Here is a 559-nt window from a genome sequence, read left to right on the forward strand (position 1 = left end):
GAATCGCTGAAGGCAGATGCCAGGTTCCGGCATTTGACGGTGACTATTGCAGATGCAGGAATGAGCAAGGATTGGATTAGCCCTGAGTGGCCGAATGAGTATTTCAAGTATGTCCATGATTGGCGGCGATATATCAGCGGCGAGATGCGGGCGGCTTGGGATACTTTCACTGACGATCAGAAGCGAATGATCTTTGAGAATGCAGAGGCTCAGGCCGACGCGGAGGAATGGGAATGACTAACGGCGATAAGATCAAACTTAGGGCTGAGTTGGCTGGGAAGGCGATGCAGGGATTGCTGTCTCGATCATGTGCGATTGATTTTTCACACCTCAGTGAGAGAGACGATTATTCAACAATGACATTTGGCAAGGCTGTTGCAATCGATGCTGTGGATATGGCAGACGCCCTAATGAAAGAACTCGGACTGGATGGGGAGTGAGGTATGTACGGCGATCACATTAGCAAGTCGATTACGGCATTCATGGTGTTCTGTTTCATCCTGGGCGGGCTGGCTGTAGGTGTATGCGTATGGCTGATTCCGTGGCTTTGGAGCCTGGT

At 50.8% G+C, this 559-nt stretch carries 2 protein-coding genes; both read left to right on the forward strand.

Annotated features, from left to right (window positions below; all coding sequences use genetic code 11):
- On the forward strand, positions 1-237 hold a 237-nt coding region (locus tag ACFQ4G_RS22000; protein ID WP_379041147.1), incomplete at its 5' end, for a hypothetical protein.
- A complete protein-coding gene (locus ACFQ4G_RS22005) occupies positions 234-440 on the forward strand; it encodes a hypothetical protein (RefSeq protein WP_379041149.1) in 207 nt (68 codons plus the stop codon). The genes ACFQ4G_RS22000 and ACFQ4G_RS22005, both read left to right, overlap by 4 nt.
- The last annotated feature ends 119 nt before the right edge of the window (positions 441-559 follow it).

It is taken from the genome of Methylobacterium marchantiae (genome assembly GCF_042679825.1).
Lineage (GTDB): Bacteria > Pseudomonadota > Alphaproteobacteria > Rhizobiales > Beijerinckiaceae > Methylobacterium > Methylobacterium marchantiae.

Excerpts from the sequence above, each read along its gene's own strand:
- ACFQ4G_RS22005 (WP_379041149.1), top strand. The coding sequence starts at position 234 with ATGACTAACGGCGATAAGATCAAACTTAGGGCTGAGTTGGCTGGGAAG.